Origin of the sequence: Martinezella paranaensis (assembly GCF_014200235.1) — a bacterium.
Lineage (GTDB): Bacteria > Pseudomonadota > Alphaproteobacteria > Rhizobiales > Rhizobiaceae > Rhizobium > Rhizobium paranaense.
Window position 1 is genome coordinate 1 of sequence record NZ_JACHBI010000012.1, and the last position, 12,163, is coordinate 12,163.

Below are 12,163 nucleotides of genomic sequence, written 5' to 3' on the forward strand. Positions count from 1 at the left end.
CGAAGCGTGGATCATGATCGCCCACATTCGTCTCATCACCAGACGGCTAGCAAGGTATGGATATCGTTGAACCCTTTTCGAATCCGACTCTGAGATCTGACCCGTTCAAACCGCTCTGAGATTGTCCACTTGTCCGGCGGGCAAAGGCGTATCAGGGACCCGAGCGAAGGTACTGCGGCCTAAGAATGGGGAAAAGGTAGAATAAAAGAAGAAGGCCGAAGTTTAGCGCTAGAGGCGGTATATTTAGCCAACCATCTGCCGGAACATCAGGTAAGCCCGCGTATGGCCCAAAAACGTATGTAGTAGTCGCCTCTGCCGCTGAAATGCTAAATATTGAAGCAATAAAAATGAGAACAAGGTAGCCATAGTTAAGCTTCGAGACGCTCGCAAAGCGTCTTAATAGGAATAGATGAAGTGCAAAGTATATGGCGAAAATTACGAGAAAAAACCAAACACCCCAATTTCGAATCTCCACCGTAATTCCTCCGGCAACCGGCTGCGCTTTTTCCATAATAATATTTGGCTTTAGACTTATGGAAGGAAGATTTGCAACCCTTGTTTCGAAGGCTATCGGGGCACTCGCGCCCTTAAGCACTGCGGCCGTCTCAACGTCTTCCTTTGCCGTGAGGTAAACGCTTATCGCGATCTCGTCGCCGCTATTGAGCAGGGTAGGGGAGGCGGTATACAAGTTATCAGAAGTTCGCTTCCAATCTACGGAAACGCTTTGCGCCCCGCGCCAAGGTGAGTTCCCGACAGCAACAATGTGCCAATCGGGGAGCGCCGACAGCTTGAGGTCCCCAAAAAAATCTGACGGTAGTATCGGTGCATGGCCAGTATTTTCTAGTGACGCTCGGTAGATGTAGATTTTCGGGACAGGTTTTCCGCCGCTGGAGATAGAAACGGAAATATTTGTGCCTGTATTTTGTAGGTCCTGTAGCGGATCGCTAGGCCCTATATACTCAGCAGATAGCTGCTTTGGAGGTATTGGTCCGCGTCCCTGCAAATATAGGCCCAACCAAACGGCGCCGCCGACAGTAATCAGGCCCATCAAGACCACAACTGCATTTGCAATCCAATCGGTTTTTGCCATATCTCACACTTGTGACGAATCTTGCACCTAAGTTACCGCATCTTGCAAAACCGTCCAGACCATCTTGAAGGCAAGCTTATTCCAAGCGGATGGTTCAAAGCTAATGCTTCACCGTTGATCTGATAGGCACTGCTTGCCCACTAAGCTGCGCTCCGATGTTGAGCGAACGGCTTTCGACAGACGCTCTTCCGCCCAAGTATCCAAATCTTGAACGTGATAGAGCGGAATGCGCCCGCTGTACTGCATGGCCGGGCCGCCGCCAACAGTTGCCATTTTAGCAAGCGTTGAAACGGCAATGTCGATGCCGTGCTTACACGCAAGGTAATTCGGCACATCGCTGCGGCGCAGACGCGGGCGCTGCATAGGCATCGGGTTGCTGCTGGTCGTCTCGGCGGTCATCATTCTAGCGGTTTCCTTTCACAATACGGACAGTTTCGATGAAGCCAGGGCGCTGGCGGCGAGCTTTCTGCTCGGCTTGCAGGGCGTTGGCGGCGGTGGTGGTGATGGTGGCGCCGCCATAGAAGCGGACGCGAAACAGTGAACTTTTCCGGGGTGCGATCTGAATGGCCTTTGGCGACAGCATTGCTGATTAGATCTCGGTCGTTCGTGGCGTGAAGAAGCGGCATGCGGTGGCTGCGGCCGGAATGGTTCGTCTCGCCTTATTGATGATAGGTTTGTTGCAGAGCGCGTCTTTGCGCTCGCTCGGGCGGCTTTTATGGCGCATGCTGAAAGTGCCCGGCTCGACGGCGACGAGCTGGCTTTCGCCATTGACTTTCGCTTTCCGCCAAGCATGCCAGAAAGTGCATTGCCCACAGGTCGCGCCGCTCGGTCCCGTGCCCGCGATGTGGGCTTGTCCGATGTGGGTTGCGGCTATAGCCGCGTGCGTGCCGTCGTCTTTGAGTTTTGGTGAAACCTCTATCTTGGCCATGCTTCGCCTCAATCAGAGCGGCAGCACGATTGTCAGCGTGGCGAACGCCATGCCGGCAGTGATGAGCCCGATTGCAGCGCAGAGCACACGCACGTCCCTATCGAGCTGTGGCAGGCCAGTGGGAATCTCTGTCATTGGGGAAATGCGGAACATGAGGTGATCTCCGTTCATCCGTTCGGGAAACCGGCCCGAAGGCCGGAGACCGGAGCGGATGCGAGCGTCAGGCGGCGCGTGTGTATTCCGCGGCGCGCAGTATCTCCGCCGCTTTGGGCGCGTGCTTTTCGATTTCGTCTTTTGTGAAGCCTTCGGCTTTCAAATCGGCTTCGGTCATGCCGACGCCGCGTTCGCGTGCCAGATCAGCCATTTCCCTTGGAATATTGCGCACTGTTCTCTCTCCATTTCATGGGGCCGGCTTCTCGTCGCGATTGGAGGAGTTCGCCCGGCTATTTGCCCGTACCGCTGAAGGTCTCTCGGCTTGGGTGAGAAGTAGGTACAATATGCACCTATATTGCGCAAGAAAAAAATGGGGGTAAATTACACCCATACAGGAATCAGTCAATTTTTAGGGGCGAATCGGATACAAAAAAACCCCGCTCGGCGGGGTCTGAATACATGCAATTTGAAGTGGCGGGCATCCTGCTGTTCACTGATTACATATCAATGACGGATCTTCTCACTCTTCCGATAACGGTAATGGTGCCGGTCAGCGTTGGCGGGGGTATGTCGAGATATGATGCAGGTTGGAAGGGCGGTTCTTGGTCGCTCCTAAACCGCTTGTAAGTCGCGTTGCCTTGCTCGTCGGCTATGATGTAGCAAGCGTTGTGGACCAGTCTTTTATCCCTGCGGTTGGCAAAGATAATGGATTCTGGAGGCGATATCTTGTTCATCGAGTCGCCCTCGACCCTCAGCGCAATCCAATCACCCTCGGGCAAGTCCAGCGCCGATACCGTAGGAAATTCCGAAAAGTCCGTAATTCCCTCATGTCCAGCCAAGTGCCCGGCGCTGATCATCGATATTAGTGGCACGTCAATAATGGAGGCAGGTTCGATATCGATGTCATCGGGGTTTCCTGTGCCGTGGTAGAGCCATTGGAAAGAAACACCAAATGCTTTCGCATACTGCTTCCCGGCTACGGTTCCAAAGCTGCTTTTGCCCTGGAGGTGACCTTTGACCGTGTTTTCGTTCCACCCAAAACGTTGGGCAAGCTTTCGGTATCCGCCAAGTCCGGATTTCTCCTGAGCTTCGCGGAGCCTAGCTGCGCGCTGCTCGCGCTCGAATTGTTCTTGCCGCTGGATCATGGGGTATTTTGTACCTATTTTATGGGTCGGTGTCTGACCTAAACGGGGTTGACAAAAATAGGGGTATAATGCACCTATCACGCATGACCCATGCGACGATCATAATTCTTTGGCCTTCAACGGCGGCTTTTGCCCTTGATATCTGCGTGCCGTACGAATCCGCGAAAGCCATGCGTCGGCGTGGTTCGATACCGTCTTGCTATTGGGTACGGGTTGTTCGTGCCGGCCGGCGTCGAGGTATCGACGGAGTCACGTTCGAGCGTCTTGCCGAGCTGGCAGCAATCCCATTGGAGGCGGCAGAATGAAGCGCCTCTTTTCATCTTCGCGCGGCCAATCCTCCCGGCCTGCTGCAGCCCGCGCCGTGGCGCTTTCCTTTCTGCCGCCGCGCGCGGGGAATTCTCGTTTTGCATGTGGGCCTCCGTAGCTTCGTAACGCCCTGAATTTCTCACCTTCGATCAATTCCCACTACGGGAAAAACGCTGGGAATTTCCCGGCGCGGGAAAGGCTTTATCTCATGATATCAACTGCATGGTTTCATCGCATCAAGGCTGCGCAACGCGATCTTATTCGCCTTGCCGGCGGCATCGAGCGCTCTGCGGAGATTTCCTCTATCTCGAAAAGCCACATCGGGCGGATGAACAACGCCACCGATCCGGAATTGATGCCGCTGCATGCGGTCTATGCCCTCGAATCGGAATGTGGTGTGCCGGTCGTCACCTCCGCCATGGCCGAGCTGAGTGGAAAGCGGCTCGTGGACCCTGAGGGTTCGCACGGAACCGATCACTGCCTTGTCGCGGCCTATTCCGACACGGTGCGTAAGGCTGGCGACCTGATTTCCGGCGGAGCGGTTGCGATTGCCGATTTGGTGGTGACGCCTGCGGAAGCGATGAAGATGGATCGGGATGCCGCCGAACTAGAAGCGGGGCTGGCGGTGCTGCGAAAAGCACTTGCTGCCGTAAAGGCGAGGGGTGGGCAGAAGGTTGGCTTTCAGGTTGTCGGAGGTGGGCAATGAAACACCAAACCGACCCCGCCATTGATGAGCTGATGGCCCGCCCCTTGTCCGAACGTGCAAGGGGCTTTTTGCGTGAAGTGCAGTTTGCCGGTGGGCGCGTGGATATTTCGGTTGGGCTTGGGCGTCGCCAGCTCGCGCGGGAATGCCACCGCTGCGGCTATCTCCATATCTGCGAAGACGAGCGCGCTGCGAAGCTGACCGGCCTCGGTCAAGCCTATCTCGACCGTTTGATGAGGGCGAACTGATGGGCGTTTATGAATCGGTCAAGCTTCCCAAGCCCGGCCCGAACGGGCTCGCGGTCATCATGACGGCGGTGCATGACGGCGTTGTCATCGTTGCGGAGCAAAAGCAAATCGTGGCGGCAAACAAGGCTGTCAGCAATCGCTATCTCTCCCGCGATAAGAAAGACGGCAAGACGTACTACCCCACTGACCGCGCTCGCGAGTTGCTGATAACGCTGCAGGGTATAGCGGAGCCGGGCGATTTGCCTGATGCGTCCGACGGGCCGACAGTTGCGGTTGTGCCGGAGATTGTGTCGGTTGCCGACGCCTCTGGGCTAGTGGCGACCGTCGAACGGGCGAGGGCACTGCTTGATGAGGGCGATATCGTCAACGCCCGGATTGTCGCGTCTGTTGCCTACGCGCAGGCAAAGACGGCGGCGCAGTTTGCGGAGCAGATCGGCGCAACGGAAAAGCTGATCGCCAAGGCGCGGCGAATGCAGGCCGACGCCTTGCTGATTGAGACCCGCGCGAAAATTTTGATCGCCGACAAGTGGGACGAGGCGCAATCGGCGGGCAGGACCTTTAAGGGACGCCCGAAAAGCGTTCCCAACGAGAACGCTTTTACCGCCGATCAAGCCGGTCTTTCCCGAAAGGAAATTCATGAAGCCCGCAAATATGCGGCTGCTGAGCAACGCGAACCGGGCATAGTTGAGCGTGCTATTCAGGCAAGGATTTCGGCCGGACTCGCGCCAACACGCGCCAATCTCCGCGCAGCGGTGGGCACGGCGAGCGCGACGAAGGACGAGCGCGGCAACAATCTTTATGAAACGCCGCCCGAAGCCATGTTCACGCTTCTGGCACTCGAAACCTTTTCGGCAATGTTGCTTGAGCCCGCCTGTGGGCGCGGGGCGATTTCCCATGTGCTGGAACTCGCCGGTTATGGCGTCGTCCTCGCCGATCTGATCGATTACGGCACGGCGGACCAACACGGCGAATTGCAGTCAGTTCAAGACTTTCTGACCTCGCAGCCTGCGGAATGCGGGTCTTACGACATCGTGACGAACCCGCCTTATGGTGACGTTCTCAACGCCTTCGTCGCCCATGCACTGCGCGTCTTCCGACCGCGCAAGATGGCGCTTTTGCTCAACCTGAATTTCCTCTGCGGCTTTGCGGATGATGACCGCAATTTCGTTATGGATGATTGTCCGCCGGCCCGCGCCTACGTCTTCAAACGCAGGTTGCCAATGATGCACCGCGACGGGTGGGAGGGGAACAAAGCGAGCAGCCGCATGAATACGGCTTGGTTCGTATGGGAGCTGCAGGAAGACGGCACCTATGGCGATTGCACGGTGACACGGCGCGTTGACTGGAAAGACTACCTGCCTGCCGAAGGCTCGGGGAACCTCTCCCAATGAGCGAACGCGTCTTTCCAGAAGTTTCCATTCCCTACGGCGACAAGTCTACCAAGGCTATGCGGATCGACTGCGCGAGCTGTGGCGCTGTCGCTTATTTCCCCTTTCAGACAGGGGTTAATCGAAAGCCGCCGGTCGCGGCAATTCAGTTTTTCCAGAACAAGGGATGGGTGGTCGGCAACGGTCCGCGCAAGGACTTTTGCCCGATTCACGCCAGCCCGGCGAAGCGCAAAGGAACAAAAATCATGGCGAGTGAATGCGCCCCTTCCACAGCAGATAAGCCGCGCGAGATGACCCGCGAGGATCGGCGCATCATCAATGACAAGCTGGACGAGGTCTATGGCAAGGATGCCTATAAAGCACCCTGGACGGACGCCGCCGTTGCCAAGGATTTGGGCGTGCCACGCGATTGGGTTGCGCAGGTACGCGAACAATTCTTTGGCCCGGCAGGCTCCAATCCGCTGTTTGACGAGTTTCTGAAAGAATCCGCCCGGCTGGACGCATCGTTCCGCAGCTTCGAGGCTATCTGTGCGGACGCGGCAAGCGCCATCGCCAGCCAGAAACAGGCGCATGCTGATCTCTGCAAGCAGATGGACGCCTATCGCGTTCTTGCGCGCAAGGTGGAGCGCGAGGTGGGCCGATGAGCCAGCTTCTCCCCATTGTTGAAGAGCTTGCCGATTGCGAAACGGATGCTGAACGCGCGGCGTGGCTCTTGCGCGTGCCCGCAGGCGTCATCTTTCGCGATTGCGCAGCAATCCGGCGCGTCCTGACGGAAGCGCACTTCAGGCTTGGTGTGGACGCGCTGGACGTGGAATTTGCCGCCATCAACGCCACTCGGTTGCCTGACGGCGGATTACCGCAAACCGTCGTGCTTGGCCTACATGCGGTTCGCTCGTTCCTGCGCGACATCGTGCGCAAAGGCGGTGGACGATGACTGTCGAAGCTACCATTCGGCGCGGCGCGCGAAATGCCCGCTATACCGCCGTTCCCAATCACGTCTTCGAGGATGACCGTCTTTCCATGGAAGCACGGTGGCTGCTCGGCTACCTGCTTTCCAAGCCGGACAACTGGACTGTTGTCATTGGGGACATCATCAAAAAGGGCGGTTGCGGGCGCGATAAGGCGCGCAAGATGATCGCCGAACTTGTCGAGTACGGTTATGCCGAGCGCGAGCAGTCTCGTGCGGACGGCAAATTCGGCGCATCCAATCTGGTCATTTTCGATGAGCCGCGTTCGGCGGAAGAGGACCAATCGGAGCCTTCCGAAGGTGTGGCATTTTTACCGCAGACTGAAATGCCGGCGCCGGCAAAACCGGCGCCGGTTTTACCGTCGCCGGCAAAATCGGCACTTAGTAATAACTTAGATTCAGAAAATACTGATTATCAGCAAGAGAGAGATGCGCGCGACGACGGTTCGGAGGAAAAGCCGGAAGCGATCGAGCGGGCTTTCCGTCGCTGGTACGCCAAATGGCCGACGCGGGACAAGGACAGCGAATATGCTGCTCGGAAGGCTTGGCAGAAGCTTTCGCCAGAACAGCGCACCGCATGCATCACCAAATCGCCGACCTACATCGAGCGTGCCGAGAAAGCGAAAATCTCAGTTCCGTGGGCCGGCGCGTTCCTGACGGGCCGCGATTGGGAAAAGCTTGAGGACCCGAAGTCGGACGTTGCACTGCCAATCGTCCACGGCCCGTACACCAGAGCGTGGCATGCAGGCCGTTGTGCCGAGCTGCTTCGGCCTCTCTTCACGGCGATGCCGAGCCTGACGCCCTTCCAACGCCGAATGGTAGCTGCGGGTGGCGAGGAAGCGGAAGCGATCCTTCGCGAGCGCCGCAGCAAATACGGCTGGCCAAAGGTCAACACCATGGACGAGCGGGCGACGGACCATAAGGGCGTGAGTGTCGCTCCCAACGTTTTCCGGATCTCCGAGAAGTTCGAAACCACACACCGAAACGGCGAGCTTGCGCAGGCCTGGGAGCGGTTCTTTGCCCGCAGCGGTCTGCCATGGTTGCCCATTCCGGCGGGCGTTGAGTGGTTCTTTTTCCCGCCTGTCCCATCCGACATCACGGACTTGGACGCGGCGGTTTGTGAGGCGTGGTCTGCTTTTGAACGGCAAGTTAACGAGGGAAATTCCAATGATGCATGACGCGAAAATTTATGCCGCCAGCAAACCGGTTAACCCGGAGCTTTACGACCTGACACGCTTTGCATCGTTGTTCGATCAGATGCGCAGCCGCAAGCGAATCAAGGCCACGATGCTTTCCATGGCGGCGGAAAATCAGCCGGGAAAGCGTGAATGGTTCGTAGTCGAGACGAAGCACAAGCAGGAAAAAGCTGTTGAAGATGCCCTTCAGAGGGCGGGCGTGAAGGTGTTTTTGCCGCTCGAAAACATCGGCCAGCAGGTCATTCGTGGCAAGATCGTTGCCAACGTAATGCGCCCACTTTTGCCTGGATATGTGCTGGTCAACATCGTCTATTCGCCGGCTGCGGTATGCGGCATCTGCCGTGTTGATGGGGTCGCTGGCTTCGTCGGCGGAATGATATCGCCGCATCGTGTCTCCGATCAGGAAGTGCAAAGATTCAAGGCATTCGATGAAGCGCCCGACGCGCAGCACTGCATGGTGTTCAAGCGCGGGATGACCGTTCGCTTTACCTTTGGTCCCTTCGCGAACTTCAACGGCCTGATCTGCAAGATGCGCAAGGATCGCACCATAGACGGCAAACGAGTGGCGACCGGAGCGGTGGTTAAGGTGGAGCTTTTCGGCAAGGAACACCTCATAGAAGCCCCTCTTGCGCTCTTGGAAAAGTTGTGAGAAGCAATGGGCAGGATGATCTACCGTCCATGTGCAAGCGCGCCGCCTCAGAGGCTGGCGAGCGGAGCGGAAAGCTCCCACGCTGTTAAGCCGGGTGGACCCTGCCTTGACCCTCTCGAATGAGAGCAGCGATTCAAGGCCGGTGCTACTGCATTGCCAAAATCATCATCGTATCGAAGGCGGTCCAGAGTGATCGCCTTTTCTGTTTCCCGCAGGTAGGGCTTGCTGATGACTGCACTGTCCATGCAATGGGTTGACCGCAACCTGACGGAATATGGCAAGCGGATAGGCGAGCTGAAAGAGCGCTTTCCGAAAGTCTTGCCGCGCGTTGTCAATCAGGTCGGCAATCGCGCCAAGACGGTTGTCATACGCGAGCTGACGAAGCAAACCGGCCTGCCGCGCGCCACCATCGTCAAGGCGGTAGGCAATCCATCCGCGGCGCGACCGGGCAAGCTCTACTACGACATGGCGACGCGAGGCGGTAACATTCGCCTAAAGTATCTTCGCCCCAAGGAAACCCCATCGGGTGTCGTGGCGAGACCATTCGGCAAGCCGACGCTTTATCCGGGCGCTTTCATGCGTGGCGGCTTGTTTCCTGACCGCATCGACGTGCCTCACTTCAACGGACACGTCTTCTATCGGTTGAACCGATCAGGCTCAAAGATCACCTTTGCCCGGTCGGGTGTGTTCATCCCAAGGGAGATGACCACGGGCGCGACCTCTGCGGCCTTCCATCGTGTCGCGGCACCGTTGCTCAAGGAACGGGTCGAAGCCGCCTTGACCAAGCTCGCGCCCTGACGGCCTTGCCTTCGACCCCTCATCGCCGCCGGCCTCCCGGCCCCCTCGGTCGGGTCCTTCCCCCGAAAGAGTCCGAATAGCGGGTGCGCGCGACTGCGGGATTTCGCTCTGTGAAGAAAATTATAGGGGGATTCCACCGCTCTTTCGGTGGAATCGGAATCAGATGGCAAAGAGCTATCCCGACGAACTCCGAATGCAGGTTATCGCCTACTTAGACGAGGGCCATACGGTTCGCGAAGCCGCCGAGAAATTCAGCGTAAGCGCGAGTTTCGCGGCCAAGGCGCACAAGAAACACTCGACTGCGGCCGAAACCACGCTGTTTGCGCAGGCGGAAGCTGCTGCATCGGAGCCGGAAGACGCGAGCAACGGCGAAATGACCGCCGCCCAACTCGCTGACTTGTTAGGGGTGTCCAAGCGGGCGATCTCCGATTTTGTCGAGCGTGGAATCGTGGTGAAGACAGATCGGAATCGCTTCGACATGGCCGGGTCGGTCCAGCGCTATTGCGAACATCTGCGCATGATGGCAGCGGGCCGGACAGGCGACGGCTCCGACGCGCTGACAGCCGAACGCGCGCGGCTGGCAAGAGAACAGGCAGACCAGACCGCATTGAAAAACGCGGCGCTTCGTCGGGAGCTGATCGCCATTGTCGATGTCCGCAACGAATGGACCTCGATAGGTCGCCGCATTCGCAACGGCATGCTGTCGGTCCCGTCGCGATGCCGGCAGAAGCTTCCGCATCTCACCACTTACGACGTTGACCTGATCGACCGCGAAATACGGTCGGCACTTACCGAGCTTGGTAACGAAGACGATGGCGACAGCACTGGCGACATTGAGGCGGGCGCTGTGGGACAGTCTGCTTCCGCCTCCGAAGCTGCGGCTATCGGACTGGATTGAAAAGAACGTCTATCTTCCCGAAGGCGTGTCGTCGCTCACGGGCATGGTCCAGCTCTGGCCGCCGCAGATCGAGATTGCCGATGCGATCGGCAGCGCTGCAATTGAGCGCGTCACGCTTGTTAAGCCCGTTCGTGTCGGCTTCACCACGTTGCTGACCAGCGCGCTTGCAAGCTTCTGCGCAAACGACCCATCGCCCATTCTTTCATTGTTGCCGACAGAGGCCGACTGCCGCGACTATATGGTGTCCGATGTCGAGCCGATCTTTGACGCGTCCCCGTCGCTTCGGGGTTTGCTGACCGGCGATGCCGACGAGGGCGGGCGTAACACGCTTCTCGCCCGACGCTTTCCCGGCGGCTTCCTCAAGGTGATTGCAGCAAAGGCACCGCGCAACCTTCGTCGCCACAATGTCCGTATCCTCTTCATTGACGAGGCGGACGGCATGGATGCGACGAAGGAAGGCTCGCCGATCTTGCTTGCCGAGCGGCGCACACTTTCGTTCGCGGACCGCAAGATTGTTATGGGGTCTACGCCTGTCTACAAGGCGACCAGCCATGTGCTGCGCGCCTACGAACAATCGGACAAGCGGATTTATGAACTGCCTTGCCCGGAGTGCGGGCACTTCCATGAAATAACATGGGGCGATATCCATTGGCCGGAAGGTGAGCCGGAAAAGGCTTATTATGTTTGCCCGGAATGCGGTTGCGCCATAGACGAGCGGCACAAGCCCGCCATGGTCGCCGCCGGGCGTTGGCGGGCACTGCGGCCGGAGATCAAGGATCATGCCGGCTTTCGGATGAACGCTCTGATTTCGCTTTTGCCCAATGCGTCCTGGGGGCGTTTGGCGCGGGAATTTGTGTCAGTCAAAAATGATCCGACGACGCTGCAAACGTTCGTCAACACAATCCTCGCCCAAGGATGGGAAGAGGAAGGCGACGAGCTAGACGACATCGAGCTTGCTACGCGTGCCGAAGACTTTGGGCTTGAGGCTATCCCGGCGGACGTTCTCATTATCACCGCCGGCGTAGACGTGCAGGATGACCGACTTGAGGCGACCTTTGTCGGATGGGACAAGGCGGGCATTCCCTACATTCTCGGGCATACGGTCATATGGGGCCGCTATGACGATCATTCGACATGGACCGAGCTGGACGTTGCGATATCGACCCGGTGGGATCACCCGCTAGGCGGCAAGATCAAGGTTGATGCCGTCTGCATCGACAGCTCGGACGGCGAAACGATGGAGACCGTCTATCGTTTCGCGTTCCCTCGGTTCAATCGCCGTGTACTGGCGATCAAGGGAGCGGCAGGCAATCGGCCCTGGATCGAGCGTTCGAAGACTTCGGTCAAAGGCGGAAGGCTTTTCATCGTCGGCGTGGACGGCATCAAGAGCAACATTTTCGGTCGGCTTGTTCGCCCGAAGTCTATGCGTTTTTCGAAAGACCTGCCGGACGTTTGGTATGAGCAGATCACGGGCGAACAGATGGTGGTTCGCTATGTGCGCGGTCAGACCTTCCGCCAGTTCGTGCCGGTTCCGGGTCGTCGCCACGAGGCGCTTGACTGCACGGTCTATGCCTTTGCCGCCCGGCAGATGGTCAATCCCAATTGGGCGCATCGTGAGGGCGAACTGTCCACGCCGCCGGAAGTGCCGGCAACTTCACATGCACCGAAAATCGCAAAATCGGAGTGGTTATAGC

At 57.9% G+C, this 12,163-nt stretch carries 17 protein-coding genes; 10 read left to right on the forward strand and 7 right to left on the reverse strand.

The window, feature by feature from the left end:
- Positions 1-151: 151 nt before the first annotated feature.
- The 7 genes from GGD50_RS24235 to GGD50_RS24265 form a co-directional block, all read right to left on the reverse strand.
- Complete coding sequence (locus GGD50_RS24235; RefSeq protein WP_107108831.1) at positions 152-1,090, reverse strand: hypothetical protein; 939 nt, start codon at positions 1,088-1,090, stop codon at positions 152-154.
- 108 nt (positions 1,091-1,198) lie between these two features.
- Entirely contained in the window at positions 1,199-1,492 is a 294-nt protein-coding gene (locus GGD50_RS24240) for a hypothetical protein (protein ID WP_246451487.1), read from the reverse strand.
- A 1-nt stretch (position 1,493) separates the two neighbouring features.
- Positions 1,494-1,673, reverse strand: a complete 180-nt coding sequence (locus GGD50_RS24245; protein ID WP_107108830.1) for a hypothetical protein — start codon at positions 1,671-1,673, stop codon at positions 1,494-1,496.
- Between the two features lie 6 nt (positions 1,674-1,679).
- Positions 1,680-2,018, reverse strand: coding sequence for a hypothetical protein (locus GGD50_RS24250; RefSeq protein ID WP_107108829.1), 339 nt, complete (start codon positions 2,016-2,018; stop codon positions 1,680-1,682).
- 12 nt (positions 2,019-2,030) lie between these two features.
- On the reverse strand, positions 2,031-2,171 hold the full coding sequence (locus tag GGD50_RS24255) for a hypothetical protein (RefSeq protein ID WP_181316083.1): 141 nt from the start codon (positions 2,169-2,171) through the stop codon (positions 2,031-2,033).
- 67 nt (positions 2,172-2,238) lie between these two features.
- Positions 2,239-2,403: a hypothetical protein gene (locus GGD50_RS24260; protein ID WP_181316085.1), complete on the reverse strand. Its 165-nt coding sequence runs from the start codon at positions 2,401-2,403 to the stop codon at positions 2,239-2,241.
- A gap of 265 nt (positions 2,404-2,668) precedes the next feature.
- The gene (locus GGD50_RS24265; protein ID WP_107108828.1) at positions 2,669-3,316 is read right to left on the reverse strand and encodes a LexA family protein; all 648 of its coding nucleotides are present in this window, start codon (positions 3,314-3,316) and stop codon (positions 2,669-2,671) included.
- A 514-nt stretch (positions 3,317-3,830) separates the two neighbouring features.
- Here GGD50_RS24265 and GGD50_RS24270 point away from each other — a divergent pair.
- From GGD50_RS24270 to GGD50_RS24315, 10 genes are all read left to right on the forward strand, one after another.
- Complete coding sequence (locus GGD50_RS24270) at positions 3,831-4,328, forward strand: hypothetical protein (protein WP_107108827.1); 498 nt, start codon at positions 3,831-3,833, stop codon at positions 4,326-4,328.
- Positions 4,325-4,573: a hypothetical protein gene (locus GGD50_RS24275; RefSeq protein ID WP_107108826.1), complete on the forward strand. Its 249-nt coding sequence runs from the start codon at positions 4,325-4,327 to the stop codon at positions 4,571-4,573. Before GGD50_RS24270 ends, GGD50_RS24275 begins: the two co-directional genes overlap by 4 nt.
- The gene (locus GGD50_RS24280; RefSeq protein WP_181316082.1) at positions 4,573-5,964 is read left to right on the forward strand and encodes an SAM-dependent methyltransferase; all 1,392 of its coding nucleotides are present in this window, start codon (positions 4,573-4,575) and stop codon (positions 5,962-5,964) included. The genes GGD50_RS24275 and GGD50_RS24280 overlap by 1 nt, the downstream gene beginning before the upstream one ends.
- A complete protein-coding gene (locus tag GGD50_RS24285; protein WP_181316081.1) occupies positions 5,961-6,605 on the forward strand; it encodes a hypothetical protein in 645 nt (214 codons plus the stop codon). The genes GGD50_RS24280 and GGD50_RS24285 overlap by 4 nt, the downstream gene beginning before the upstream one ends.
- The gene (locus tag GGD50_RS24290) at positions 6,602-6,895 is read left to right on the forward strand and encodes a hypothetical protein (RefSeq protein WP_107108825.1); all 294 of its coding nucleotides are present in this window, start codon (positions 6,602-6,604) and stop codon (positions 6,893-6,895) included. The genes GGD50_RS24285 and GGD50_RS24290 overlap by 4 nt, the downstream gene beginning before the upstream one ends.
- Positions 6,896-6,981: 86 nt before the next feature.
- Complete coding sequence (locus GGD50_RS24295) at positions 6,982-8,106, forward strand: helix-turn-helix domain-containing protein (RefSeq protein ID WP_246451490.1); 1,125 nt, start codon at positions 6,982-6,984, stop codon at positions 8,104-8,106.
- Complete coding sequence (nusG, locus tag GGD50_RS24300; protein ID WP_245407492.1) at positions 8,096-8,773, forward strand: transcription termination/antitermination protein NusG; 678 nt, start codon at positions 8,096-8,098, stop codon at positions 8,771-8,773. Before GGD50_RS24295 ends, nusG begins: the two co-directional genes overlap by 11 nt.
- 228 nt (positions 8,774-9,001) lie before the next feature.
- A complete protein-coding gene (locus GGD50_RS24305; RefSeq protein ID WP_107108859.1) occupies positions 9,002-9,571 on the forward strand; it encodes a hypothetical protein in 570 nt (189 codons plus the stop codon).
- Between the two features lie 163 nt (positions 9,572-9,734).
- Entirely contained in the window at positions 9,735-10,469 is a 735-nt protein-coding gene (locus GGD50_RS24310) for a MerR family transcriptional regulator (RefSeq protein WP_181316080.1), read from the forward strand.
- Entirely contained in the window at positions 10,384-12,162 is a 1,779-nt protein-coding gene (locus GGD50_RS24315) for a phage terminase large subunit family protein (protein ID WP_107108822.1), read from the forward strand. Before GGD50_RS24310 ends, GGD50_RS24315 begins: the two co-directional genes overlap by 86 nt.
- Position 12,163 lies beyond the last annotated feature (1 nt).

Coding starts and splice junctions, on each gene's coding strand:
- GGD50_RS24235 (WP_107108831.1), bottom strand. CDS start 1,090: ATGGCAAAAACCGATTGGATTGCAAATGCAGTTGTGGTCTTGATGGGC.
- GGD50_RS24240 (WP_246451487.1), bottom strand. CDS start 1,492: ATGATGACCGCCGAGACGACCAGCAGCAACCCGATGCCTATGCAGCGC.
- GGD50_RS24245 (WP_107108830.1), bottom strand. CDS start 1,673: ATGCTGTCGCCAAAGGCCATTCAGATCGCACCCCGGAAAAGTTCACTG.
- GGD50_RS24250 (WP_107108829.1), bottom strand. CDS start 2,018: ATGGCCAAGATAGAGGTTTCACCAAAACTCAAAGACGACGGCACGCAC.
- GGD50_RS24255 (WP_181316083.1), bottom strand. CDS start 2,171: ATGTTCCGCATTTCCCCAATGACAGAGATTCCCACTGGCCTGCCACAG.
- GGD50_RS24265 (WP_107108828.1), bottom strand. CDS start 3,316: ATGATCCAGCGGCAAGAACAATTCGAGCGCGAGCAGCGCGCAGCTAGG.
- GGD50_RS24270 (WP_107108827.1), top strand. CDS start 3,831: ATGATATCAACTGCATGGTTTCATCGCATCAAGGCTGCGCAACGCGAT.
- GGD50_RS24275 (WP_107108826.1), top strand. CDS start 4,325: ATGAAACACCAAACCGACCCCGCCATTGATGAGCTGATGGCCCGCCCC.
- GGD50_RS24280 (WP_181316082.1), top strand. CDS start 4,573: ATGGGCGTTTATGAATCGGTCAAGCTTCCCAAGCCCGGCCCGAACGGG.
- GGD50_RS24285 (WP_181316081.1), top strand. CDS start 5,961: ATGAGCGAACGCGTCTTTCCAGAAGTTTCCATTCCCTACGGCGACAAG.
- GGD50_RS24290 (WP_107108825.1), top strand. CDS start 6,602: ATGAGCCAGCTTCTCCCCATTGTTGAAGAGCTTGCCGATTGCGAAACG.
- GGD50_RS24295 (WP_246451490.1), top strand. CDS start 6,982: ATGGAAGCACGGTGGCTGCTCGGCTACCTGCTTTCCAAGCCGGACAAC.
- nusG (WP_245407492.1), top strand. CDS start 8,096: ATGATGCATGACGCGAAAATTTATGCCGCCAGCAAACCGGTTAACCCG.
- GGD50_RS24305 (WP_107108859.1), top strand. CDS start 9,002: ATGACTGCACTGTCCATGCAATGGGTTGACCGCAACCTGACGGAATAT.
- GGD50_RS24310 (WP_181316080.1), top strand. CDS start 9,735: ATGGCAAAGAGCTATCCCGACGAACTCCGAATGCAGGTTATCGCCTAC.
- GGD50_RS24315 (WP_107108822.1), top strand. CDS start 10,384: ATGGCGACAGCACTGGCGACATTGAGGCGGGCGCTGTGGGACAGTCTG.